Below are 26011 nucleotides of genomic sequence, written 5' to 3'. Positions count from 1 at the left end.
TGGGAAATATTCCAACTTCCTATTGGAAATTCACTTATCAAAGCCTCGCCTTATATAAAGCCCTGTTCCAAGCTTGAATGAGAAAGAACGTATAAGCAAAGCTGTTTTAGTAACTTATGGGAATAAGAAAATTGCATCCGGCGGTTTCAATAGCGATTACTTTATATATAAAACAAAGGAGCTATTGAAACAGTTAAGCAGTATTTAGCTGCTCAGAAATAATACTTAAAAGCTCTTCAGCATCACTATATTCAATTTGAACTGCTCTGCTTATATCTAGTACTAAATTGTCTACTTTGGACTCAATATTGAACAATTTTTCATTAATGAATGAAAGAACTTCTTCGTTAGCGATGCTGCAAGCATCAGTGGCTAGTTTCATTGTGCTCGCTTTATGTTCATCATAGTTTTGAGCGTCCATAAAGTCATCCTCATAAAGTGAATCTGCGATATCAGGTATTTTTGAGTAGTGCCTAGTGAGATAAAAAATATCCATTGCGTCTTTACGTCTAACGCTATGCTCCCTTTCTAGCCATGAAATTAACTTCAACAATAGCATCCCAGCAGGCGATGCAACTTTAATATTAAGATTGGGGTTATTGGCAATTTCTACGTCTAGGGCATGTTTAAATGCTTCGTTAAAGCCTGTTACTGACATTCCAATATCGTGCTGTGGCGGCCAAGTAATAGAGTTACCATCACCAGCAATATTTCCAAATGGAATAATATCAATCTCCCAGCGCTCACCGTTAGGAACGGTAGTTACTAGCTGGTGTACTTTTGTTTGATCAGGGGTAAAACCATTTTTTAGCAGATGCTCCTTTAACTGTTCAAACTGGTCCCAGTTTTGGACTTGTATACCAAAATCAATATCTCTTGTACCTCGCTCAATTGCAGCACCGTAGCCATGGTGGAGTATAATGTCTCTGGCGGTAGCACCTATGACTAGGTAAGGGATCCCTAATGCTTCAGTATGGGCGTTTATTTTTTGATAAAGGCCAACTAACCCTCGTGGTAATTTACCAACAACATTAAGCGATGTGCTTTTCATAAAACCTCGTTGCAGCATCTATGTTTCTTGTGTCTCTACTAGCTAATAAATTAGCATAAATTAAATACGGGTGTGCTAAATGAGTCTTTGACCCAACAAGTTTTTCTATAGCTAAAAATGGCTCCACTAAAACTACTTTTGTTACTGCATCGTTTATATTATCTTCTGCTTTTACTTTTCGTAATCGTGCAGTTTTTAAAATGACTTTTTTATGTTCAGGGCTTACGTAAATTAGATAATTTTTTGTATTTAAATAATCATCATATTGTTGAACAGCATATTCGCCTCCCCATATGGCATTTACATTATTTAGTTCAAGTTTTTGTAGTAGCTCCGCGTTATCAGTAGTGAAGATTTCTTGTTTTAATTTAGCTTCAACAGTTACAGGATAAGCGTTTAACCACTTCTCTAGTAAAGCTTTTGAATTGTTGATTGTTTTAGTGTGTTGGTCTTTTTGAACTATAAACTCTTGATATATTAAATCGTCAATTACTTGTTTAACCGTTCCCAGTGCAACCTCGGCCATCTTTGCAATTGTGCGCATGGGTTTATTTACCAGCTCCGGTTGCACTAAAAACATAAATACTACTTTCATACCCTTGGGTTGAAATGCCTTACCTAATTGTTTGGCTAAGGCTATTTCATTGTGGGCTTTTTCGGGCTTATTTCCCTGAATATCAATATAAATTGGGGAGCAATTAATATACGTGTTACCAACTCGGTCTATAAAGGATGTATTTTGCTCCTTTAATAGAGCTGCTTGATTAGGGTTGATGTACTCAGTAATTAATAGGGCATTGGTTATCTGATTTTTTATTTTTAATTCAGCAATATACTTTTGTAAGGTGGTTATATTTAGGTGCTTTTTGCATTTAATAATTAAATTGCTTTTAACATTAGGCAAAGCGAGTTCGCCTTCAGTACACTCTTTTTTAAAAGCTTTATACTCTGCGCCTAAACTCGTCTGCAAGTTTAATTTCTCAATAGCTGCCTGTATTATCTCGTGGCCCATCATTTGTTCACTAAATTTAACTGTTCATTGTTTATGAACATAAATATAAATTGAACGCCAGTCAAGTTTTGTTCACTAATTTAAGTTGTTCATTTTTATTGAACGGTCACCATTAATGAACGAGGGGAGTGGCAAGCTCACAAGCTTAAATTGCCTTACTGTAATTAGTGGGATAAGTACCAGCCTGATAAGTTACCTTTAGAGAGTTTATAACAGCCCTATTAAAATAGCCCTGTGTTAAACGTAACGTTTAACACAGGGGCTTTATAGTTTTAGGCTAAACGACTAAACACCAAGCGCATTAAAACGAATATTGCAGCCTTAATGAGATTGCATTGCCCGATGTGATAGTACCGCCTGCCTCAAAGTAGTCGGCTTTAATGTAGTCGGCCATAAACTTTATGTTTTTGTTTACGGTGTAGTTAACACCAAGGGAGTAGGTTTTTGCGTCTTGGTTTTCTTGCTTGAGCTTAAGTAAGCTATAGCGGCCAGTGAGCTCCCAGCCTGGCTCTGAGCTTGCGCCTAGTTTTGCGTTTTTATACTTGCGGTATCCGCCCGTTAGTTGATAACCAAATTGCAAATAGCCGCCTTCGTAATCATTGGTTGACTCTTCAATACTGGTTACTTGTGCTTGTTGCCACTCGGCCATCATGGTCAATCTGTCTTTAATCCATAACAGCTCTATACCTTGCTGCGAGAGGTTATCGGCATTAATTTTATCGCCTTCTATTAATGAGTCGGCGGTATAAACTTCAAGTGGCTCATTTACTCTAAATTCGTTACCGTCGTACTGCCTCTCACTAAATGCGACGCCTAAGTGTAATAGGTTGGTATCTTGCTGCCATGGCACCCAGGCTACCCGCCCTGTAATAGCTGATGTTGCTTCGTCTTCGTCGGGCTGATAATAACCAAGTTGCCAATTTACTGAGGCTACCTCTCCCGATAGGCTAATACCTAAACTTCGCCCTGGCGAAAACGCTTCGCTTATCATGCTGCGTTCAAGCATTAATAAATTACGAGAGCTGGTTAGTTTTTCTAGGCCAAAACCTTCTTTTTGCTGGCCTATGGTTAAATCAGCATATTTCCAGCCTGAGTATTCTAGGTAGGCGTCTTTTATTTCGGTTTCGCCATCGGCAAAGCCAAGCTGAAATTTACTTTTCCAGTCTTTGCTTATGTCTGATTTAAAACTTAGGCGAGCGCGGCGTATTTCTGAGGTACTTTCTGAGCTGCTGCTGTCGTATTGCTCCTCTAATAATGAGGTATCAAACTTGTTGTAGTCGAGCATGATATAGCCGCTTAGGTCTATATCATCGTTAATTTTGGCAAAGCTTGCGTTACTAACAAAACAACAAAGTGTTGAAAGCGCCACGGTAGAAATAGTTAGTTTAGAGGTCATGTTAGGCTACCTTTGTTTTTTTTTCGGCTAAGTAGCTCACTTTTAGTTGGGCTACATCTTTTAAAAAGTCGATGTGCTCTATGTCTACAGCAACTACGTTTAGGCCTGTTCGCAGTTTTAAATCGTTGATGAGTGTGGCTTGGTTTTGCGGGGTTATGTTTTCTATGCGCTCGTAGCAAACGCTTTGTACTTCGTAGCGTTTTACAAATATGCTTGAGTCAATTACAAAGGCAATTAAGCAAATTATGCCGTTAAGAATACTTAGCTCAATTAAGCTCATTTGCCCTACAGAGGTAAGTAAAGCAATAGCAGTAACAAGGAATAAGTAAGTCATTTCTTTAATCGAAATAGACTCAGTGCGGTACCTTAGCATGGTAAATACGGCAAATAGACCAAATGCAAATTCCATTGACATATCAACGCCATGCAGCAAAAAGGTAATAATAAAAACGCCTACGCCAAATAAAATAAACGAGCCTGCCACCACTGCATTTTTACTTATGCGAAAGTAACAGCCATAGCAAAGTACAGCCAGCGATAGGATGTTTACTAAAAAACGGGAAAGAAAAATAAGATCTAATTTTGTCATTTTAATTATTCTCTAAAGGTAAAAGCGGGTTAGTGCGGTTAAGGTGTTTTAAACGGGCTAAAACGGGTTTAAAGCGGTTTACTTTTAAGCGCTCGGGGTAGAGCAAAGCACAGCCAATGCAGTATTTACTAAACGAGGCAGGGAATATGTGGTGTTTGCTCATCAGCTTATAAAATGGCGAGTGTTTTGTTTTTTTGCGTTGCTTAAGTTCGGCAATAAAAAAGCCCGGTAGGGTTATTTTGTTATCGCCTTTTGGGGTGTTGTACCACAGGTTAAAATCAAGCGTTAAGCGTTCGGCTTTTTCTTCGTTGGCTAAGGCTATTCGGTTATAGCCGCTTTGTTGGGTTACGTTTAAATGTGCAAAGCTGTTTTTCATTTGTTCTTTCATAAACGCAGTACAATGAGCTTGCTCGTTGTTTTTTTCGAGCTTGATACGTGTTTTAACCGTACGGCTTTGATTGTTTTTTAGTTTTACTTCTAGGTATTCGGTGGCGGTATCAACGTAGCGTCTTTGGCGCACTTTGTATCGATTAAGCTTACCGTTATGGTGGGCTTTGTATAAATCAAGCTCGGGCGTATCAAAGTACTGATTATAGTAAGAAAATAAACGCTTACCTTGTATATCAAGCACACGGTATTGGCCATGTAAGTGAGTTAGTAGCTCAGGTAAAAAAGACAGTGGCAGCATAAACTTGCTGTCTACACGGTTCATTAAGTTGGCGTTATTAAGATCTTTTAATCCGTAGCCTTCAAACGGGGTGAGTAACTCGTTAATTAATGTTGATAATGAGCCATCAGCGGTTGGCTTTTCAGGTTGGGCCTGCTTATTTTTAGAGTTTATTGCAGTAATTGCTACTGGTGAGATTGAAGTATCCTTTTCAAAAAGTTCATCCTTTAAACGTGCTTGAATTGTCATAATTTTCTCAGATTATTAAATTGCAAAGTTACAGAGTGCAGTGCCAGCGTGCTGGCACTGCATGAAGGATGGGTTGTTTATCTAGAGCAAAAGCCGCTGCCGTCGCCGGCTGAGGGCAATGTGCCATCGAGCTGCGCGGCCATATTTGCTACGCGGTACTGCATAAACGACGTTAAACCGTAAAACTGCCCCGTAGTAGAGGTTAGGTTTTGCTCAAAGTAATCTGAGCCGTAAAAACTAGTGGGGTCGTTTTGTACGTGCTCACGGATTAAGTCGGCTATTTCATTTACGCGGGCACTAAATGTGTCGCTTGAAAGTGAACCATTAATAAGTTGCGTTAAGTAACTGTGGTACACATCAAGGTTGCTTTGCTCGGCAAATACATTAGCAATTAACGGGCGCTCATTTAATGCGCCGCTTACTGGCTCATCAATGTAGAGCTCTCTTACATCTACGCCATTACAATTCATGTTAAAGGTGCCAAATGACTCGTTAAAATCCCATGGCAAAATGCTAAATACGCCATCGTCATCGTAAATATAATAGTTATGAGCAAGCGTACCGTGGTAGCTATCTAAATTAGAAAGCGAAGTGCTAACCGACATATATCGTAAAAGTGTATCTACCTCTATGGCGCTGGTTTCGCCGTCATCGAGCGATTCTACAAAGTTAATAAATGCGCCGTTATCGGTGGTGTCTTCGTTGGTTTGTAAGTTTATGTCGGTGTAGCTTTGTATGTCGTCACCTAGCCATAATAAATCGCTGCCTGTGCCATCAGGCTTGTATAAATCGCCGTTACTGTTGGCAAAGTGTTTTTCTACAAATTCTCCATCTATGGCTTCTACCATTAAGTACAAACCAAATAGTTCGCCGTTTACATAAAAGTTAACGTAAGCATGCTCAGGCGTTGGTACGCCCATTTCGTCCATTAGGTCGTAGGCAATTACTTCACGCATGTACGACGGGTCGTTAAACGAGTTTTGCAGTGTGAATTTTTTTAGCCCAAAAAACTTTTGGCCCGACACGTATTCGTTAATGTCGACCTTAAAGCTGTATCGGTCACTGCTAGAGTTGGCAACACTGCTTAAGCTTGAGCCGCCTTTAGTGCGAATAGCCACGCTATCGAGTGTTACACCGTTAAAAGTAATAGCAGTTTCGTGATATTCCTCATCAAGTGGGTTATCTAGAATGTCTTGCCAGTTTTCGTCGGTAATTGTAATAGAAAGCGTATTAACAGCTGTGGGTGTAAATGCGGTTGCAACGGTATTCTCGCTACCTGGAGTAGGGGTTAAAAACGCATGAGTAAAGTCGGTGCTGTTACTTAGGCCGTAACTAAAGCCTGTGGCTACATCGCTTTCGTCCCAATCAATGTAGTCAATTACTTCATCGTTGAGTATTAAGCTTAACTCGTCTTCTTTACCTAGTTTAAACGGGACGTAGTAAGTACCTGGATCTTCATCGGTGGCATAAATAGTAATGTATTGGCCTGCGTATAAATCTATGTCGGGCAGGGTTACTGGGTCTATGTCGTCGCTTTCATCAATAACTTGGTAGTTGGCTAAGTTAATAGTATTTTCGCTGTTATTGTATAGCTCAAACCAGTCGTTGCCATCGTCTGCAGCGCTTGCCACCACTTCGTTAATAACGAGTGGTCCGTGAGTTGCTTTGCTATTTTGACTAAGCTCTGTTGGAGTTAATACCGCTGTTGCATCGCTGCCATCTGGGTAGCGGCCATAGCTGTAACCACTCAAGGCTTGGCCTTTTTTCCACGATAACTGCTCTATAATTACATTGTTACTGTAAAGGCTTACGGTATCGCTTGAGCCTAATTTAAACGCTACGCTTGGGAGGTCGCCTAAATCATCGGTGCTGGCGTAAATACGATAAAACTCACCGGGCGCTAAAGTAATATCGGGTAGGGAAAATTGCTCGTTATTGTCATCACTTAGTGTGTAGTCAGCTAAATAAACATCGCTACTGCTTGTTACATAAAGCTCTATCCAGTCCTCGGAGCCGCTGCTGTCTTTTGCTACTACTTCGTTTATACGCAGTGGGGCATCTTCAGCAATTAGAGTGGTAACAAGTGTTGAGGTGTCGGCTGTTTGGTTAGCTGCGCCCTGTGTTGGTGTTAATGTTTGCGCGGTGCCGGTGCCGTCGGTGTATAAGCCGTAGCTAAAACCTTCAGCGGCTTCGCCTTCTTCCCAATCAAGTACAGACACCGCAGTGCTATTTTCATAAAGCGTAACAGCGTCGTCGCTACCTAGTTTAAAGGTAACGTAATAACCATTATCGGGCGGTGTGTCGGTTTCATCAATGGCTTGAATAACAATAAACTCTCCTTGCGAAAGCGCTACTGCGGGTAATGCTTGAGGCTCTCTGTCGGCGTTATCATCAACAAGTGAAAATACCGACAAATCGGCTATATCTTCAGTGGCATATAGCTCAATCCAATCGTAGGAGGTATCACTTGGGCTTGCGACAATTTCATTTATAACTAAGCCAGTTGACGTGATTGTTGATGATGAATCAGTACTTTGCTCTGTGCTAGTGTCGGTAGTTTGCTCAGCACCGCCGCAGCCATATAATAATGTAGTAGAGGCAATAACTGAATAAAATATAAAAGGTTTTATATTCATGTAGGCACGCTTATTATTTTATTAAAGTGGATAAACTATAAGAATAAAAGGTGCAAACAATGTGTAAACATTCAGTAAATTACGTTTTTGTGATGGTTTTATGACAGGCTTTTAAGGACGCGTTAACTGCAAACCTAGCAATAGTAGAGTGCGTATATTTAAACGTAAAAAAGCAGATACCTAATTAGCATCTGCTTTTTAATTTTTAACGAAGAATATTTAATTAAGCTTGAGGTTTAATTAAGTACTTTTCGCCGGTGGCTTGTTTAGAATAAGCCGCGATTGACTGTAAATGTAATACCTCAGCTAATGACACTTCGTGCGTGTAGTTACTCGCAAATGTAGTGGTGATTTCATCAGCAACGCGTTTGCGCATTTTCATTACTGTATCTGTGCCTAATTTACCTAAAGCATTAAATAACAAGAACCCGTTTACAGCCCAAGCAAAGCCAAAGTTACGGTTTAATGTAATAGGGCCGCGGTCTAGTGCGCCATAAATGTACACCTGTTTAAATGTATCAGAGCCATAAATTGTGTGCTCTTTCATATCGCGCGCAGCTGCAACTTCCATACAGTTAAGAATGTCACTTGTTAGTTGGCCGCCACCAATAGGGTCAAACGCTATAGTTGCACCGGTTTCGATTATTGCAGCTGTTAGGTCAGCAAGAAAAGTGTCGCTGCTTGAGTTAACAATATATTTTGCACCCATATCGCGCAGTAATTTTTCTTGTTCTGGTTTGCGAACAATATTAATTAAATCAACGCCATCGGCAATGCAAATACGGTTTAGCATTTGGCCAAGGTTAGAGGCCGCTGCGGCGTGAATAATAGCTTTATGGCCTTCGGCGCGCATGGTTTCTACCATTGCTAGTGCGGTAAGTGGGTTAACAAAAGATGATGCACCTTCTTTAGCAGTAGTCCCTTCTTTTAGCTCTAGGCAACTTTGTACATTGGCACATATAAATTGACGATACGTACCGCCGCCAATTACTGCAACGGTTTTACCCATTAATGCTTGTGCAGCTGGTGATGACCCCGCAGCTACTACGGTGCCTGCGCCTTCATTACCTACAGGGGTTGCTTTTCCAACACGGGTTTTAAGTGATGGCATAAATTGCGCTGGAACATCGGCAGTAATTACTGGGTCTTCATCAGTACCCGATTGCTTTGCAGTAGACATATCAGCTGCGCTGAATAAAACGCCTAAGTCTGATGGATTTAATGGTGCAGCTTCAATACGAATAACTACTTCATCGGCATTTGGCTTTGGCATCTCGATGTTTTTTAAGGCAAGTGTAAGTTTATTGTCTTCGCTGATAGTTGAAGTTAGTTGGATATTTTTATCTGTCATAGGTGTCTCCTGCAAAGAATTAAATTTGTTAAGCCAATAGCATTATTGTATTGGCGATCTGTCTTAGTAATTAAAAATTAGAATAGATACTTTTGTAGCTACGCGTTATTTAGCGTTGGCTGCTTGAATTTGCGCTTTCACTTTTTGCATAAATTCAGCCATATTTGATTGCCGATCGGCCTCTATGCTTTGGGTAATGGCTAATTGGCTCATTGATTCGTTCCACTCTTTCATGCCGGGTACTTGTGCAAGTACATCCCAATCAAGCTGGCTTGAGCCAAAGGCGCTAACAATGGTGTTTACGTAATAAACGTAAATGTCTGCCATTGTAAATTGCTCGCCTGCAATCCAAGGTGAAAACTTACACACGCTACTCAAAGCGGTTACGCCACGCGTTAATACTTGGCGTACTTCGGCTTTAGTTGTGTCGGTTACTTCAGCGCCTGAAAATACATAAGGGATAAACCGTCTGCTTGGCAATTCAAAATAGAGCTCTGCCATTTTCATAATTTGACGTACAACTGCGCGCTCACCTGCATCTTTAGGATATAGCGGGGTTTGTGGGTACGACTCTTCAATAAAGTCGCAAATAACACTCGACTCAGAAATATTAAGGCCATTAGCTGTTGTGATTGCAGGCACTTTGCCTGCAGGGCTGATTGCTAGTAACTCTTCACTACCGCCGTAAACAAGGTGTTCTTTAAATGGCAGTTGTTTGTGTAAAAGTACATGTTTAACTAGGTTGTAATAGTTGCTAGCAGCAAAACCGTGCAAAGTAATCATAAGTCAGCTTTCCATCATTAACGTGAAGATACTCATTGCCAAAAAATGCAATTTAAGTCCCTGTCTTTAGGTTGAGTACATTATTACTTGTTTTAATTTGCTTATATATAGGGGAAAATGCGAATCACTTTTGTCTTTAAGACAATAAAGCATTTTATTTAATGGAGAGGCAACTTGGATCAACTAAAAGCCATACGGTATTTTATTAAGGTGGTTGAAACGGGCAGTTTTACCAAAGCCGCAAAAGCTTTTGATGTGCCGCCTTCGTCGTTGTCGCGGCGAGTTGCTGATTTAGAAAAAAGCCTGGGGGCTACGCTTTTAAAGCGTTCGACCCGCATAGTTAAATTGACCGAAGTTGGGCAAATTTACTATAACGATGTTCAGCAAATATTAAATCAGCTAGAGCAAAGCCACGAAACTGTACGCAGTTATCAAACAACACCAATGGGGCGATTATGTATAAGCTCAATGGTAAGTTTTGGTGACAAAATATTACTGCCTCTGCTTGATGAATTTAGCGCGCTATACCCCGAAATTATATTAGATGTTAGCTTAAGTGATGAGCTGTCGACACTTGGGCGTGACGATGTTGATATTGCGATTCGCGGTGGCTATGCGCCAAATGAGCGCGTGTTGGCAATAAAACTAATGGATAACGGCTTTATTCCTGTTGCGTCACCCTGCTATTTACAAAAATACGGTGTACCTACTAATGTTATGGAATTAAAGGGCCACAGTGGTCTTTATTTTAAAACGCCAGCGGGGCCAACGCCTTGGTTATGTAAAGTGGATGAGCAATGGCACGACGTTTCTGGGCCTGCGGTCGCTATTTCAAATAACGGATCGTGGCTGGCTAAAAAAGCGTGTAATGGCGAGGGCATTTTAATGTCAACTCGGTGGGCGCTCGACTCATACCTTGAGTCTGGCCAGTTGCAAGAGCTTAAGTTTGAGCATGAATTAGCGATAAGCCAAAATGCGACTATGGCGGTTTATTTGTTGTATCAAAAGCAGCGCTATTTAGTACCAAAGGTAAAAGCGGCGGTCGACTTTTTAGTACAAAGAATAAAAGAAACAAATGAAGAGTAATGAGCGAGCAGAATAGCGCTTAAGAGTTAGGCGTGTTGCAAATGAATAGAGTGGTGAATTGTCGGATGGCGCTGCGCTTATCCGACCTACGCTTATTCGATTTAGATTTATGCTTATTTAATTTATTAATGGGTTGTTTGTATAAATAGTAGGTAAAAAATACCTCCTTAAGCTAAAGCTTTTAATGCTGCGTCCGATAAATTACTTAATAGGGTTTAGCGATTAAGGATAATCATGGTCAACAGTACTCTTGGCAGCCAGGCTAATTTAAGCACTTTGCTGGCCCAATCAGTTAATAACACTAACCAAACCTCTGTGAGTCCTTCGCTACTAACCGGTAGCGACCTTCAAGCTATAAATGATTTACAAACTAACGCGCCAAAAATAACAGATGGGTTATTAAGCCAGTTAAATAATGAAACTCTTGATGAAACACTAGCCAGTAATCAAAAAGTAGAGGACGTTTTACAGCAGCAACTTACCTCGTTATTTACTATTTCAAGCACGCCGAGCACGCTTAAATATAAACTCTCCGATGAAGAACTCGCCCTGCGCACCGTAATAAGCTCTCAGCATGAGGGGTTATTAAAAAACGAAAACAGCACCCAATTAATTGAGCGATTAAATACATCAGTTAAAAATATTCAGGGTGCTTATGCTAATACCAGCGATATTTTATCGAGTTTAGGTCAGCTTGGGCATGAGCAAAAAACGTTTTTAGCCTCAAGTCAGCAACGTGTTGAGCGCTCACTTAATCCCTACATGGAAAGCCTCAATCGCGCAAAATACGAGGATGACGATAACTACCTGTTTGAGCTCTCGGTAAAAACTAAAGAAGGTGATGTTATAAACATTACCTTTAACTCATCGCAAGGGTACGATGAAAACACAGGCGAAGCCGTTGATGGCTTTAGTTTAAGTTACGAAGTAAATGGCGATTTATCTGAGGCTGAGCATAAAGCACTTACGCAGGTGCTCAGTGGTGTTGGCGAAATGGCCGATGAATTTTTTAAAGTGAGTGAAAACTCATTTAATCCTCTTATAGTGCCAAACCAAACAGACATGAGTTTAGATTTTTTAGCAGGGTTTAATAGTGAGCAGCTAATAGGCTTTGATGTGTCGTTTTCAACAACGCAAAATAAAGATCTTGATTCGAAAGAGAACACGCTTGATTTAAGTTACTCCATTGATGAAGCATCAAACCAGCAAGCACTTGTGTTTAAAGCCGCAGGTGGGCAAAACGACATTGATTTTGCACTCGATATGTCAACCATTGGCGCTAAAGACACGCAGCAAATGCAGCGGTATTTAGCGTCGCTAGATCAAAGCCTAGAAGATAGCCGAGTAAACAGTACTAAAGATGATAAAACATCTGCATTTGGTAAAAGTGGCGATGAGGCAATGCAACAAGGTTTTGCATTGTTTAAAGGCGCTTTTGCGAGTATGTCGTCGGCTGCTGAGCGTTATAGCAATTTGGAGTCACTTGCAGAACAGCAATTTAATGACGGGCGCGCTATGGTTGCCGATTTGGTTGATAACATGATTACAAACGATACCCGTTACCAAGGGCTTAGTAATAAAGCGCCAAATACATTGGGTGCGGGGATTTCTAAGCTCGCTGATTTTGATGCCACGTTTTCTTATGCGCTTGATAACGGCGACTATCAACCTAAAAGTACAATTGAGCTAAGCCAAGCGACTGAACAAAGCCAATTAGGGGAGCTTAGCGGTGTAACGCAAAGTAAAAATGTAAGTAGCCACTTTGATTATCAATACAGTCGCCCTGATTACTACAACAAAGAAGAGAGTTATAACGTAGGTACTGCGGTTAAAAATAAAGAACTTGTGGGGCTTGTTCAGTCTCACGAGGTTGATGTTGATACAAAAATGTTTGAGTTTAATCCGCAAACCAATCAATACGAGCTGCAAATGGCGATGCAAGAACAAACCATTAGCAAAAGTGACATTCGTTTAATTGACGATATTTGGCTTGAAGAAAACGAAAACAGCTACAACATGAATAAAAAAGAGCGTGTTGAGAGTGATGAAAAGCAAGACGAGTTTAAAAAAACAAGCAGCCATTCTCATAATAAACTAGTTACCCTAATTGGTGATTTAGATAAGCTAGCTGAGAATAAAAACGTAAGGCGAGAATATTTAACTAACTTATCGCAAGTTAACTTTTTTATGGATAAAAAGTAACGGTTTTGAGTTGTTCACTCCACACTCAATATTGGGTATAGTCGTTTAATACCTAAATTAATACCTAAATTAAGAGCAACCTTATGTTTAAACAATTAATTTTACTGTGCGCTTTAAGCATGCCGCTTGTAAGCTGCGCTGCTACAGCGCCATTTTCGGGCGAGATAAGTACGCAAGCACTGCTAAGCGACTACGACAAGTTTAACGAGCAATACAAGGCGTATACACCAACAGCACAAGACATTTCATTAATGCAAAAGCTAGAAGGCAAAGAGCTAATTGTATTATTTGGTACGTGGTGCCACGACAGTGAGCGCGAAGTGCCAAAACTCATTAAGTTACTTGATGCATCGAAAGTACAACTTGCAAGCATTGACTATGTGGCCGTAGGTTACAACAAGCAAGACGATGCAGGCATTGCACAGGCTCACGACTTACAATACACGCCAACGTTTATTGTTAAACAAAATGGCAAAGAGTTGGTACGCGTAATTGAAAAGCCAACGGGTACGTTAGCGCAAGACTTAACTCAGGGTTTGTAAGGTCTATTCTTATGTTATGGCAATTCAATTAAAAGGATGTATAAAGGTTGGTTTTCTGTGATTTGTTGCTAATTATAGCCTGTCATTTAACGTCAATTAGGTAAGCGTTTTGTGAGCATCAACCCGCGATTTTATTTATAATTAATATGGATATTTATGAAGTGCAAAAAGTGTAAATCAGGAATTACCTCCCCAATAATTAAAACGACAAATATTAACGGGACTCCAATCGCGTCATCATCTTGCCCAGTCTGCGGTGAAAATTTAGATGGTTCAAAAAGATATTGGGTTTTATTAATTATTTTACTTATCGGCATTGGTGTAGCATCAAGGTATTTTTCTTAACTCTAGTTATATTACCTACACATGTGAATGAGCAAGACTTTGGTTTTGATTATTAGTCTTTTATTTTATCCGACTGATTTAGTCTTTTACATAAAAGTTATGTGACTTATGAAATTAATGCGAACTGAAAAAGTTCAATTGTGGTTTATGATAAATGCCAACAAATTGTATGTAGCTGCCGCTGTTTTTGGTGCTATTTTTGTCTTGATTTGGGGGGATGCTTCTCAATGGAAATACGAGGAAGATAAAAATCACTTCAGCACCTTTTTTCATCCATTGATAGCCGAATTAGTTTTGTAAGGCATGGTTATTCAGGTACCAGTTTAAGAGTTGTTGTGAATTTTGATGCCGAAGGGCTCACTCTGGATGAAATCAAAAATATAACTCCAAAATATAAACATTTGATTCTTGAGCGCATTTGCAATGATTTAGAGAGTTTGAAAGTTTTAGAAGACGGCTACTATTTTGATGTGGATTTAAGGGATACCAGCTCTGAACACATGTTTAAAAATTATTTTAATTTAATAGTAAAGCATGAAAGGTGTATCACGTAACACAAGTGAGTTTTAACTTAGCTAATACAGCTAATAGGCATTAGAAAGACTAAAGGGCTCAAATTTTGACTTTAAAGATTAAACTTTATGTAAATTTGCTACTGGTGCCTTACTACTTATAGATTGCGAGCATTATTCACTAAACAGGCTTTTTTCGAACGCTTGCGCAGCGTGTGAAGACGGTCTGTCTTTATAATGCAGTTGATAAAGTGGCCGAGAAAGTTGCTCGTTATTTTTTTGGCTCAGGCGTGTTAATTTACCTAGCTGCACTAAATCCTCAGTAACTACATTTGGCAATAAAGCCACGCCCATTCCTTGTGCTACTGCCCTTGCTATTGCCTCGTTGCTGCCCAATTGCATACTGCGCTCTGCTATTACGCCATGCTCTGCTAATAACTTTACCGACATTTCTAAAGTACCCGAGCCCGGCTCGCGCAGTAGCCAAAATTGATTGTTTAACCATGCTTTTAAGTCTTTCGTGGGCTTAAAGTTACTCGGTATAACAACACTCATTAAATCGTTTTGCCAGTGCTTACTTATTATATGCGGCTCGGTTGGTGTGCCTTCAACCAGTGCTAAATCGATAGTGCATTCAAGTAGGGCGTGCTCAATTTGCGCTGTATTAGCCACTTGTACTTCTACCTTTATATCAGGGTACTGCGCGCAAAATTTAGCTAAGTAGGGCGGTAGCCAATAGCTGGCAATGGTTGTACTAGTGCCTATAACGAGCGTGCCACGCTTAAGCCCTGTGCGTGATTTAATATCTTCTATGGCGGCTTTTTCAATGGCAAAAATGCTACGTGCATGATCATACAAGGCTTGGCCGCCCTCGCTTAAGGTAAGTTTTTTGCCTTTAGATGCACGCTCTATAAGTTGAATATTTAATTGGTGCTCAAGCTCTTTTAGTGCTTTAGATACAGCCGGTTGGCTTATAAAAAGCGCTTCAGCTGCGCCTGAAAAACTACCAAGCTTTGCTACCGTATAAAACACCCGAAGTGCATGCAAGTTCATTGTGCCTCTCAAATTACATAACTTTAAGTTATCGAATCATGATTTTAATGTATTGGAGTTATATTTTGCGCTTTCTTAAAATGAAGTCAACAGTTTAACGTTGTTCAATTGAGGGAATATTATGCTTAGCGCTATTAAAAATGGGTTTCAGCCTTTGGGTATTAATACTAAGCAATATGGCGATACGCGCTGGTGGTTAGGTATGCTGCTGGTGGTGGTTTTGGCGGGGGCATCTGTTGCATTAAGTAAGTTACCCATAATGCAAAGTGCGCAATTTAGCTCTTTAACTATTGGTATAGTGCTTGGCATTATTGTGGGTAACAGTGTGTTTTCGCGTATTGCTACGCAAACCGATATAGGTGTTGATTACGCTAAAAGTATATTGCTTAAAGCGGGGGTTGTGTTGTTTGGGTTTAGAATTACCTTTGCGCAAGTAGCGGGCGTAGGCTGGGAAGGCTTATTAACCGATGTTGTAATGCTGTTAGGCACATTTATTTTGGCAGTGCAGCTAGGTAAGCGGGTATTTAAGCTTGATGAACAAACAACCATATTAATTGGCGCGGGTAGTTCTATTTGTGGTGCCGCTGCGGTTATGGCAACTGAGCCAGTTATAAAAGCGCAGGCGCATAAAGTATCGGTAGCGGTGGCAACGGTAGTGGTGTTTGGCACGTTAAGCATGTTCGCCTACCCAATCATGTTTGATTACATGGGATTGAGCGAGCACGCTTACGGTATTTTTGTAGGCTCAACTATTCATGAAGTAGCGCAAGTGGTTGCAGCGGGCACAGCTGTAAGCGCCAATGCTGCAGATACCGCCGTTATAGAAAAAATGCTAAGGGTGATGATGCTTGCGCCATTTTTAGTGGGCTTATCGTTTTGGCAAAGTAAAAAGCATGCTAAAACAAACAATAACGTGCATGGCGGCGAGCAAAAAGCGGGTATTACAATCCCTTGGTTTGCGGTTTTATTTATTGTGGCAAGTGGTGTACATTCGCTATCAGTTATTCCTCAAGTCGCTACAAGCGCAGTTGTTTGGTTTGATAATATATTACTCACCATTGCGATGGTGGCTTTAGGTTTACGCACACATGTTGGCGCTATTCGCCAAGCGGGTATAAAACCGCTGTTATTAGCAGGCTGTTTATTTTTGTTTTTAACCTTGGGTGGTTACGCTATTAATGTGGGTATTGCTGAGCTGTTTTAAACGTTACTTTGTAAAAGTTGATTGGCGGCTTAAATTGGCCAATCAACTTCGTTTAAGGTATCCAGCTGCGTGCTGGTATTTTCATTGCCTTGCCATTTATTAGTGTAAACAGTGTGCGGGTCAAACTGTAACGTTTGTTTTTCAATATTAAAGTGCCTACCACCACGCGGATCTACGCCTACACCTGCTATATATTGCCAATTACCCCAATTAGCGGCTACATCGTAATCAATCAATTGTTGTTCAAAATATGCTGCGCCATAGCGCCAATCAAGGCCAAGCTCGTTCACTAAGCAGCTGGCTGCAATTTGCCTTGCTCTATTTGATATATAACCCGTAGCGTTAAGCTCATTCATAATGGCATTGACTAATGGGTAGGGTGTTGAGCCATTACACCACGTAGCAAAGCGGTTTGGCATAAATGTAGTAAGGGGTTTTGTTTGCTTTTGGCCTTTAAAGCTAAACAGGCTTTTACCTGCCTTAAGTGCATGCCATTTAAAATACTCTCGCCATAGCAATTCAAATTTAATCCAGTAGGTAGACTCGTTTGTTATTTGGTTATGTTCGTACGCCTCAACTGCTTTATAAACTTGCCGCGCACTTACACAACCAAAAGCAAGCCAGGTACTAAATTTTGTGGTGTTATTAAAGCCATCAAGCTCGTTTCGAGTTATTTTATAAGTACTTGGTAGTAAACCTGAAAAGTATTGTTTTAAATGTGTTTGCGCACTTTTAAACCCGCCATGCATTACGCCATTATTTGCTATACGCTCTAAAGGTTTTTTAGCGCACAAGGTTATTGGCTGAGGGAGCAAACCGTTTGGTAATGTTGAAAGTGAAATGGGGCTAGTGGCGGCCCCTACCTTTTTACGAAACGGGGTAAAGTGTTTAGGTAATTCGTTTAAATCAAAGGGGAGGTCACTTTGCTTAAAGAGCGTGTCTTGCTGCGACCCTGTAAATTTAGTATTAGGGCAATGTGCTTTGAGTAAGTTTATTTGGCGTTGCTCGTACAGGCCAAATTGCTCGCTGTATACAACTTTATCTATATTTTGCTCATTAATACGCGCTTTCAAAAGCGATACAGGTTCGCCTTCAAGCACATGCAGGGTTTGCCCGCGCTCAATAAGTGCTTGTTGTAGTTCGTACAAGCATTGCATTAAAAACTGCTGTTTGTGCACGCCATATGGCTTTTGTTGATAGTTATTATTTTTAAACCAGTGCGGGTTTATTACAAATACAATATCAAGCGCGCATTGCTCAGTAGCAAGTTCGCTTAAAATAGGGTTGTCGTCTATTCGTAAATCGTTTTGTAGCCAATATAAAATACGTTTGCTCATAGGTTTGCTCAGGTTTTTAAACTCTAGAGCTTTACGAAGCAAAAGCGGGTAGGGATTAGTTTTGAGGTGTTTAAGAGGGTTTTAAAAAGAGGCGGCAAATAATACCGCCTCCTTTAATGTTAAATAGCCGATTTTTGTTTTTCTATCCAATCGTTTATTACGTCTTCTAATACTTCCATAGGCAGCGAGCCTTGGCCGATAACGGTGTCGTGAAAGCTGCGAATATCAAACTTAGCCCCGAGTTCTTTTTCAGCTTTTGCACGCAGTTCGCGTATTTTTATTTCGCCCATTTTGTACGAAAGCGCTTGGCCTGGCCATGATATGTAACGATCTATTTGATCCTCCACCGCGCTTTGTGGCAAAGCAGTGTGATCTGCCAAGTAGTCAATAGCCTTTTGGCGGCTCCAACCAAACGCATGAATACCGGTATCAACAACAAGTCTTACTGCACGCCACATTTCGTAACCTAAACGACCAAAGTCGCTGTATGGGTTTTGATAAAAGCCGGCTTCTTTACCTAAGCGCTCTGTGTATAGTGCCCATCCTTCGCCAAATGCAGAGTGGCTAAGTGTGCGTCTAAATTCGGGTACATTTAACTCCATAGCAATAGCGTTTTGTAAATGATGCCCTGGTATTGCCTCATGTAAGCTAAGTGCTTCTAAATTATATAAAGGCTGTAGTTTAGGTGTTGAGGCTAAAAAATAAGTGCCGGGGGAACGGTTATCAGCAGGTGGCATATAAAACGCGCCGCGACTCGCTGAGCCTTTAATAGTAAAGGTATTACGCGGTAAATGATTAAAGTAGGTTGGTAACTTGCCATACATTTTTTGCGTAATAAAAGCGGTTTTTTCTAGCAGGTCTTGCGCGTCTGTTGCGTAAAATTGCTTATCGGTCGCTAAAAATTCTAAAAAATCGCTGTATGTGCCATCAAAACCTACTTCATCAATAATGTTTTGCATTTGCGTTTTTATACGCGCGACTTCTTTTAAGCCTAGTTCGTGTATTTGCTTTGGTGTGGCGTTTGTTGTGGTGTAGTAATTAACTGCATATTTGTAATACTCAAGCCCGCCTTTAACGCTTGAAATACCCGGCTGCGCTCTACAGTTAGGCATGTAATCGTTCTCAAAAAAGTCGTAAAAATGCTGATAAGCAGGTACTACTTTTGAGCTGATTAAGGCCTTAGCTTTGTTTTGGTATGTAGATTTTTGCTCTGCTGTAAACGTGTTTGGTATACGTGTAAAGGGCTCGTAAAGGGCACTGTTTTCAGGTTGCTTAACAATATGCGCGCTAATGCTTTGGCTATAATTTTCAAAGGTTTTGCAGTAATGAGTAAAGCCTGTTTTTATACCTTCTTTCATTAAATCAATATTTTGCTGATTAAATCGAGGGTAGTCGGCAAGGCTGATTAAAAATGCGTTGTAGTCATCGGGTGTTAAAAATGCCATGTTAGCGGGGGCTTCGGCAAAATAAGTATGCCAGCCACTTAAAAAATTAACCGGAAAATACTTATCTTGATAAAGGTAGCTTTGCTGCTCGGTTTCTCGCTCATATTTAAATAAGCGGTAGTTCATTAGCTGCTCGTTGTTGAGCGTTTTTGGGTCAATGCTGGCTAAGCTTTTTAGCACGCTGTTGTTATAAGCTTGGCGCTTTGCAATGGCTTGCTCGCTCCAATTTGGCAATGTACCGTTTGGCTTCCAGCCGTCTGGGTCGGTACGAAAAAATATTTTTTCAGCTTTTGCATTTTGCCAGTGGTTATCAATAATGGTTTTTAAATCAGTGTTAGTGTCGGCTAAGCTTGGTAGCGATGCAACCGCTAAGCATATAGCTAGAATACTTTTTTTAAACATAGTCATCCGTTATTGGCGAGTTAGTTATTATTTATCGCGCTTTTTATTTTAATTTGTGCTCAATATAGTACCAAGTTAACTTAATCAATGCGCTTACTTTTATAACCTGTAACTCTTGGTTTTACTTTTTGATTGAACAAATTTCACTGCGTAACTGATTGGCGTACTAGTTTATTGTTTTATCAGCGTTTAGAATGACTAAAACTTATTATAAAAAATGATCGTCATGTTTAATAAAGTAATTACCTTAATTGATGAAGCAAACGACCAAGACCCTAATACTGAGCAGCACAATGGACAAAGCTTTCCAAAAGAAAGTTTATACGCCTTGCGCATGAGCGAAATGTTAACTCGTTTTAAACCAGATGCCGATGAACTCATGCAAATTGCAGTGCGTGCACAGCATATTCAGCGTTGGAAGTCGCCACGTAGTGATTTTGAAATGAACAAACAGGGCTATCATCAGTGGCGCAGTGCACTTTATATATTTCATGCTAGCAGCGTGGTTGCGCTCATGAAGCAAGCTGGTTACGGTGAAGCTGAGCAAAACCGAGTGTACGATGCGGTCGCTAAAAAAAATATTAAACGTAACCCAGACAGCCAATTAGTAGAAGATGTAGCAAGCCTTGTATTTATTGAACATTATATGCTTGGGTTTGCCAATGCAAAACCAGATTACAATGAAGAAAAATGGATTGGTATTATTCGCCGTACATGGCAAAAAATGTCAGATGACGCGCATGAGTTTGTACTTGCAGGTAATATTACATTGCCCGGCCCGCTTGTTGGGCTTATTCATAAAGCACTTGAGTAAAAGAAAATAAATAAAAAGGAATTTTAAATGTATTGTCCTCGTAGTAATACGCCACTTGAACCTTTACTTGTTGGCGGGATTACTGTTTTTACGTCAGCGCAAGGCGGCGTATTTTTTGATAACAGCCAAATTTTTAAATTTAGCTCGCCGGAGTTAAAGCATGGTCAGGTTTTACTTAAGTATTTGAGTAATTATACCGAAGGTGAGGGCGAAGTCTCATCGCGAGTAAATTGCCCTAAATGCCCAAGTATTGTGATGATGCGCCGGTATTTTTCGCCGCTCAAAGTGGTTGAGATAGACGAATGCCCTGGTTGTGCAGGCATATGGCTTGATAGCGGCGAGCTGGCAAAAATACACGAAAACCATTTAACCCCCCGAGAGCGTAAGCTGTTAGCCCACGAAATGGCGACCAATCATGGGTTTATAACTATTAAGCCGCCAAAATCAAAGTATTACCCCAAAGCGCCTAAAAATGTTCAAGACACGACAGTTGAACGGCTGGTGCAATTAGCATTACTTAATTTTCAGTAATAAAAAACGGCGTACTAAAAAGTACGCCGTTTTTCTGTAATAGATTAACGCTTATGCAGTTTATTTATTACGGTTTTCTTTTGCAAACGCACGTATTTTACGTTTTTGCGAAAGCGTTACTTTATTAGTACGCCCTGCAAATGGGTTATCACCTTCTCTAAATTCAATTTTGATTGGGGTGCCCATAATTTTAAGTGCTTTACGGTAGTAGTTCATAAGGTAGCGTTTGTAGCTATCTGGTAAATCGTGAACTTGGTTACCATGAATTACAATACGTGGCGGGTTATAACCACCGGCATGCGCATATTTAAGCTTAACACGACGACCACGAACAAGTGGCGGCTGGTGATCGGCTTGAGCCATGTCCATAATACGGCGAAGCATTGCGGTGCTAATACGCTTAGTTGCTGACTCGTACGCTTCATCAACCGATTCAAATAAATGACCAACACCTGTACCGTGAAGTGCAGATATAAAGTGTAAGCGTGCAAAGTCAATAAAGCCTAAACGGCGATCAAGCTCTGTTTTAATACGATCTTTAACGTAGTCGTCAAGGCCATCCCATTTATTAACGGCAATAACCAGCGAACGACCTGAGTTAAGCGCAAAACCTAATAAGCTTAAGTCTTGATCAGAAATACCATCGCGCGCATCCACAACAAGTAAAACCACGTTACAATCTTCGATTGCTTGAAGTGTTTTAATTACTGAGAACTTTTCAACTACGTCACTTACTTTTTTACGCTTACGAACACCGGCTGTGTCAATTAACACATACTCTTTGTCGTTACGCGTCATTGGAATATAAATAGAATCGCGCGTTGTACCTGGCATATCATATACAATTACACGATCTTCACCCAATATACGGTTTGTAAGTGTTGACTTACCAACGTTAGGGCGACCAATAATAGCAAGCTTTACAGGTTTGTCAGCAAACGCTTGATGATCGGTATCATCACCTTCGCCTTCTTCGTAAAGGTCGATTAATTCTTCGTCATCACCTGTTACTTCTTCATCTTGAGCAGCTAGTTCAGCAATAAGCGGCTGAAGTGTTTGTTCAAGTAATAGGGTAATACCACGGCCATGTGCAGCTGCAATGTGATGTATTTCACCTAATGATAATTGGTAAAATTCAGCACAGTTTGAATCTGCATCAATGCCGTCGGTTTTATTGGCAACAACAAAGCACTTTTTCTCTTGTTTACGCAAGTGATTAGCAATGGCTTGGTCAGCTACGGTCATACCTACACGAGCATCTACTAAAAACAGAACAATGTCGGCTTCTTCAATGGCTAGCAGAGATTGATCTGCCATTTCGATTTCGATGCCTTCTTCTGAGCCATCAATACCGCCCGTGTCTACCACGATAAATTCATAGCCATCGTAACTAGCTTGGCCATATTTTCTATCTCGTGTTAAACCTGGAAAATCGGCTACGAGTGCATCACGAGTACGTGTTAAACGGTTAAATAATGTGGACTTGCCCACATTGGGTCGCCCAACTAGAGCGATCACGGGAAGCATAAACTACCTCTTTAAAAAACAACAAAAGGCTTCGCAGTGCGAAGCCTTACAAAAAACAATTAACTATTAGCAGGTTATACTAATAGCAGTCAGTTAGTTTGGTATTTTTACCATACTAACTTCACCATCACGGGTGTATAAAATTAGCTTATCGTCGGCAACAACTGGCTCAACAAAAAAGCCTGAGCTGTCAAAGTCTTCTCGAGATACTAGCTCGCCAGTTTCTTTATTTAGCCAATGTAGGTTACCTTCTTGGTCGCCTAAAGCTAAGTGGCTACCTGCAACTGCAGGGCCTGTTAGGTACCAACCACGTAGAGCGGGTTGGCTCCAACGTTCAATACCTGAATTTTTATCTAATGCGTAAATAACACCATCGCTATCTACTAAATAAATTGTTTGTGCATCCATCGCAATTTCGCGGTAGCTGCTGTACTCACGTTTCCAAACTACGTTGCCAGAGCGAATATCTACAGCAGCTAAGTTGCCGTTGTAAGCTATAGCGTAAGCGTATGGACCGCTAATAAGCGGTTGAGTGTCTACGTCAACTAGGCGTTCAAATTCTGATGCGCCTTTAGCAACCGCAATTTCTGCGCTCCATGCTGAGTAACCACTGTCTGAAATTAAAACGCTTAGCTTGCCTGTTTCAAGGCCTACTAATACACCACCATTAGCAACAGTTGGCGAGCTTTGTCCGCGTAATGTTAGTGGTGGAACTTCTTGTTCAAAACTCCAACGCTCTTCGCCCGTATCTGGGTGAAGGGCTAACAATTTACCAGAGCCTAAATTTACAAATATTAAGCCATCGCCTGCTGTCGGTTTAGACAGTGATTCGCCTGGTACATTCTTACGCCAAACTTCTTCACCGGTTTCGCGATCAAGAGCAATAATAAAGCCGTGTTCAGAACCTATATAAATTTTACCATAGGCTTGCAAAATACCACCTGATAATTTTGCATTACCGTTGTCAGCCCATGGCCAAAACGATAAATCTTGGCGTACATCGGTTTCCCACTTGGTATCGCCGTTAGTAAGCGAAAGCGCTTCTACTTGGCCTTCGCGGCTAGCAACATATACAGTATCTTTGTAAACAGCTGGTGTTAAACGAGAAAAGTAATGCTCTACGCCATCACCTACAGATTCTTGCCAAACAACGTCAGTTTCAAATTGGTTTACAATTTCAGGAAGTACTAGTTCATCTTCATCATCACTTGATGAACAACCCATCAGTGTTGCCATACATAGGGCAAGGGCTGCTGTTGTAAATTTTTTCATGCCTAAAACCTTATGCCGCTGGGCTAGTTACTGCTAGGTCATCTAACTTAATTTGTAATAGTGGGTTATTTGTTAATCCACCCGCATCTATTGCTGCTTGGTATGCAGTACGTGCTTGATCTTTGTTACCTTGCTGTGTGTAAATGTCGCCTTTAAGCTCGGCAACGTTTGCATTGAATGCTTCAGGTAATGGTGCATTTAATGTAGTTAATGCATCGTCATAGTTAGTTTGTGCAATTTGAATTCGCGCTAAACGTGTAATCGCAATTGCTTTTAATTCTGTATTTTCAGTATTAGACACTATCCAGCTTAGCTTTTCGCTTGCTACGTCTAATTTTTTTGCTTCTACAGCGTCTTTTGCAGCAACAAATGCAGCAAGTGTTGCGTAGTTTGTATCTTTATTTTCGCTAATAAACGCATCAGCTGAAGATAATACATCATCACTTTCAACAAGCGCTGTATATGAATCTGATGCTTTTTCAGCGGTAGTAATTTGGTTTTGGTTATATGCTTTCCAGCCATATAAGCCACCAAGGCCAACAAGTATGCCTAGTGCAAGTGAAATGCCGTTTTCACGGAAAAAGCGTTTAATGGCTTCTGCTTGTTGTTCTTCTGTTGAATAAATATCCATTCTTACCTCTAATGTTCGCTTAGCTGTTAATAAGCTCAGCTAATAGCGCTTTAGCTTGTTCTAATTCTAATGTGACTTGTTCTTTACGCTCGCGTAAATACTTGATGGTCACAACGCCTTTTTCTAATTCATCTTCACCAATAATCACTGCAACAAGTGCATCGCTTTTATCAGCACGTTTTAATTGTTTTTTAAAGTTGCCGCCGCCCGCATGCACCATAACGCGTAAACCTGGTACGTCTTTACGTAGTTGCGCTGCAATTGCAGGAGCTTGAATGCTTGCTTTGTCGCCCATTGCTGCTAAATATACATCAGCATTACGACGAATGTCACCTACACACTCAAGCGCTTGTAGTAATAACACTAATCGCTCTAGACCCATTGCAAAACCAACTGCTGGCGTTGCTTTGCCGCCAAGCTGTTCAACTAAGCCGTCGTAACGACCACCAGCACATACTGTGCCTTGTGCGCCTAAGCTGTCGGTTACCCATTCAAATACGGTACGGTTGTAGTAGTCTAAACCACGTACTAACTTTTCATTAACCGTATATGAGACGCCAGCAGCGTCTAAACGTTCACATAAATTTTCAAAATGTTCTTTTGATTCAGCGTCTAAGTTTTCAGACAATTTAGGCGCATCAGTTAAAATTGCTTGTACGTCTGGGTTTTTGCTATCAAGTACGCGTAATGGGTTTGAATACATACGACGTTTTGAGTCTTCATCAAGCACATCAATGTGTTGCTCAAGGTAGGCTACTAACGCATCACGGTAATCTGCACGGGCTTCGTTAGAGCCTAAAGAATTTAGCTCTAAACGAACGTGGTCAGTAATACCAAAGGCTTCCCATAGTTGCGCTGTTAATAAAATAACTTCTGCGTCTATGTCGGCTGTGGCAATACCAAATGTTTCTAAACCAAATTGGTGAAACTGACGGTAACGACCTTTTTGCGGACGTTCGTGACGAAACATTGGACCCATGTACCAAAGGCGTTGTTCTTGGTTATATAGTAAGCCATTTTGGTTGCCAGCACGTACGCATACTGCGGTGCCTTCTGGGCGAAGTGTTAATAAGTCGCCATTGCGATCGGCAAAGGTGTACATTTCTTTTTCTACTATATCGGTAACTTCACCAATAGAGCGTTTAAATAAGTCGGTTGATTCTACAATAGGAAAACGAATTTCTTGATAACCGAACGATGCTACTGTCTCGCGTAAAATGCTTTCTACTTTCTGCCAAACTTGTGTATCGCCCGGCAGACAATCGTTCATACCGCGAACTGCCTGAATTTGTTTTGCCACTGATAAATCCTAAATGCTGTTTATGTGTAATAAAAAATGCTTACACAACAAGAATGCTAAAAATTGACCCGCTA

At 40.6% G+C, this 26011-nt stretch carries 23 protein-coding genes; 8 read left to right on the top strand and 15 right to left on the bottom strand.

The features are described from left to right. Positions 1 to 193: 193 nt before the first annotated feature. The 8 genes from H5089_RS07785 to H5089_RS07750 form a co-directional block, all read right to left on the bottom strand. Positions 194 to 1051, bottom strand: a complete 858-nt coding sequence (locus H5089_RS07785; protein ID WP_182711907.1) for a nucleotidyl transferase AbiEii/AbiGii toxin family protein — start codon at positions 1049 to 1051, stop codon at positions 194 to 196. Then, the gene (locus H5089_RS07780) at positions 1032 to 2066 is read right to left on the bottom strand and encodes a type IV toxin-antitoxin system AbiEi family antitoxin (RefSeq protein WP_154904090.1); all 1035 of its coding nucleotides are present in this window, start codon (positions 2064 to 2066) and stop codon (positions 1032 to 1034) included. Before H5089_RS07780 ends, H5089_RS07785 begins: the two co-directional genes overlap by 20 nt. A 298-nt stretch (positions 2067 to 2364) precedes the next feature. Then, the gene (locus tag H5089_RS07775) at positions 2365 to 3459 is read right to left on the bottom strand and encodes an OprO/OprP family phosphate-selective porin (RefSeq protein WP_182711906.1); all 1095 of its coding nucleotides are present in this window, start codon (positions 3457 to 3459) and stop codon (positions 2365 to 2367) included. A 1-nt stretch (position 3460) separates the two neighbouring features. Then, positions 3461 to 4048 carry a DUF4956 domain-containing protein gene (locus tag H5089_RS07770; protein WP_182695249.1) on the bottom strand — a complete coding sequence of 196 codons (588 nt, stop codon included), beginning with the start codon at positions 4046 to 4048 and terminating at the stop codon, positions 3461 to 3463. Between the two features lies 1 nt (position 4049). Further along, positions 4050 to 4964 carry a polyphosphate polymerase domain-containing protein gene (locus H5089_RS07765; protein WP_182711905.1) on the bottom strand — a complete coding sequence of 305 codons (915 nt, stop codon included), beginning with the start codon at positions 4962 to 4964 and terminating at the stop codon, positions 4050 to 4052. A 77-nt stretch (positions 4965 to 5041) separates the two neighbouring features. After that, positions 5042 to 7600 carry a CotH kinase family protein gene (locus H5089_RS07760; RefSeq protein ID WP_182711904.1) on the bottom strand — a complete coding sequence of 853 codons (2559 nt, stop codon included), beginning with the start codon at positions 7598 to 7600 and terminating at the stop codon, positions 5042 to 5044. Positions 7601 to 7823: 223 nt separating this feature from the next. Continuing rightward, a complete protein-coding gene (locus tag H5089_RS07755; protein WP_007583457.1) occupies positions 7824 to 8951 on the bottom strand; it encodes a zinc-binding dehydrogenase in 1128 nt (375 codons plus the stop codon). Positions 8952 to 9056: 105 nt separating this feature from the next. After that, positions 9057 to 9734: a glutathione S-transferase family protein gene (locus tag H5089_RS07750; protein WP_182711903.1), complete on the bottom strand. Its 678-nt coding sequence runs from the start codon at positions 9732 to 9734 to the stop codon at positions 9057 to 9059. 174 nt (positions 9735 to 9908) lie between these two features. Between H5089_RS07750 and H5089_RS07745 the strand changes: the two genes are divergently transcribed. The 5 genes from H5089_RS07745 (at position 9909) to H5089_RS20290 (ending at position 14463) form a co-directional block, all read left to right on the top strand. After that, a complete protein-coding gene (locus H5089_RS07745; RefSeq protein WP_039488765.1) occupies positions 9909 to 10820 on the top strand; it encodes a LysR family transcriptional regulator in 912 nt (303 codons plus the stop codon). Between the two features lie 234 nt (positions 10821 to 11054). Continuing rightward, positions 11055 to 13022 carry a hypothetical protein gene (locus H5089_RS07740; RefSeq protein WP_182711902.1) on the top strand — a complete coding sequence of 656 codons (1968 nt, stop codon included), beginning with the start codon at positions 11055 to 11057 and terminating at the stop codon, positions 13020 to 13022. 83 nt (positions 13023 to 13105) lie between these two features. Next, the gene (locus H5089_RS07735; protein ID WP_182695242.1) at positions 13106 to 13564 is read left to right on the top strand and encodes a thioredoxin family protein; all 459 of its coding nucleotides are present in this window, start codon (positions 13106 to 13108) and stop codon (positions 13562 to 13564) included. 453 nt (positions 13565 to 14017) lie between these two features. Continuing rightward, on the top strand, positions 14018 to 14209 hold the full coding sequence (locus H5089_RS20295; protein WP_259396063.1) for a hypothetical protein: 192 nt from the start codon (positions 14018 to 14020) through the stop codon (positions 14207 to 14209). 35 nt (positions 14210 to 14244) lie between these two features. Further along, positions 14245 to 14463, top strand: a complete 219-nt coding sequence (locus H5089_RS20290; RefSeq protein ID WP_259396062.1) for a hypothetical protein — start codon at positions 14245 to 14247, stop codon at positions 14461 to 14463. A 132-nt stretch (positions 14464 to 14595) separates the two neighbouring features. Here the strand turns inward: H5089_RS20290 and H5089_RS07725 are convergent, their stop codons facing one another. Continuing rightward, positions 14596 to 15474, bottom strand: coding sequence for a LysR family transcriptional regulator (locus tag H5089_RS07725; protein ID WP_182711901.1), 879 nt, complete (start codon positions 15472 to 15474; stop codon positions 14596 to 14598). Positions 15475 to 15595: 121 nt separating this feature from the next. Here H5089_RS07725 and H5089_RS07720 point away from each other — a divergent pair, with 121 nt between their 5' ends. Beyond that, the gene (locus H5089_RS07720) at positions 15596 to 16678 is read left to right on the top strand and encodes a YeiH family protein (RefSeq protein ID WP_182711900.1); all 1083 of its coding nucleotides are present in this window, start codon (positions 15596 to 15598) and stop codon (positions 16676 to 16678) included. Positions 16679 to 16707: 29 nt separating this feature from the next. Here H5089_RS07720 and H5089_RS07715 read toward each other — a convergent pair whose 3' ends face one another. Continuing rightward, a complete protein-coding gene (locus H5089_RS07715; protein ID WP_182711899.1) occupies positions 16708 to 18015 on the bottom strand; it encodes a DASH family cryptochrome in 1308 nt (435 codons plus the stop codon). Positions 18016 to 18134: 119 nt separating this feature from the next. Then, complete coding sequence (locus H5089_RS07710) at positions 18135 to 19862, bottom strand: DUF885 family protein (protein ID WP_182711898.1); 1728 nt, start codon at positions 19860 to 19862, stop codon at positions 18135 to 18137. A 226-nt stretch (positions 19863 to 20088) separates the two neighbouring features. Between H5089_RS07710 and H5089_RS07705 the strand changes: the two genes are divergently transcribed. Continuing rightward, positions 20089 to 20676 (top strand): DUF4202 domain-containing protein, encoded by a 588-nt coding sequence (locus tag H5089_RS07705; RefSeq protein ID WP_024597860.1) that lies wholly within the window; start codon positions 20089 to 20091, stop codon positions 20674 to 20676. Between the two features lie 27 nt (positions 20677 to 20703). After that, the gene (locus tag H5089_RS07700; RefSeq protein WP_024597861.1) at positions 20704 to 21207 is read left to right on the top strand and encodes a zf-TFIIB domain-containing protein; all 504 of its coding nucleotides are present in this window, start codon (positions 20704 to 20706) and stop codon (positions 21205 to 21207) included. A 60-nt stretch (positions 21208 to 21267) separates the two neighbouring features. Here the strand turns inward: H5089_RS07700 and der are convergent, their stop codons facing one another. From der to hisS, 4 genes are all read right to left on the bottom strand, one after another. Further along, on the bottom strand, positions 21268 to 22734 hold the full coding sequence (gene der, locus H5089_RS07695) for a ribosome biogenesis GTPase Der (RefSeq protein ID WP_024597862.1): 1467 nt from the start codon (positions 22732 to 22734) through the stop codon (positions 21268 to 21270). A 93-nt stretch (positions 22735 to 22827) separates the two neighbouring features. Beyond that, positions 22828 to 24006, bottom strand: coding sequence for an outer membrane protein assembly factor BamB (gene bamB / locus H5089_RS07690; protein ID WP_002961301.1), 1179 nt, complete (start codon positions 24004 to 24006; stop codon positions 22828 to 22830). A gap of 10 nt (positions 24007 to 24016) precedes the next feature. Further along, positions 24017 to 24637, bottom strand: coding sequence for a tetratricopeptide repeat protein (locus H5089_RS07685; RefSeq protein WP_182711897.1), 621 nt, complete (start codon positions 24635 to 24637; stop codon positions 24017 to 24019). A gap of 19 nt (positions 24638 to 24656) precedes the next feature. After that, positions 24657 to 25937 carry a histidine--tRNA ligase gene (gene hisS / locus H5089_RS07680; RefSeq protein ID WP_182711896.1) on the bottom strand — a complete coding sequence of 427 codons (1281 nt, stop codon included), beginning with the start codon at positions 25935 to 25937 and terminating at the stop codon, positions 24657 to 24659. Between the last annotated feature and the right edge of the window lie 74 nt (positions 25938 to 26011).

Origin of the sequence: Pseudoalteromonas sp. SR45-1, assembly GCF_014163655.1 — a bacterium.
In the GTDB taxonomy this organism is placed as follows: domain Bacteria; phylum Pseudomonadota; class Gammaproteobacteria; order Enterobacterales; family Alteromonadaceae; genus Pseudoalteromonas; species Pseudoalteromonas distincta.
The sequence above is the reverse complement of the archived record's forward strand: the minus strand, read 5'-3'. Positions and strand labels throughout refer to the sequence as shown.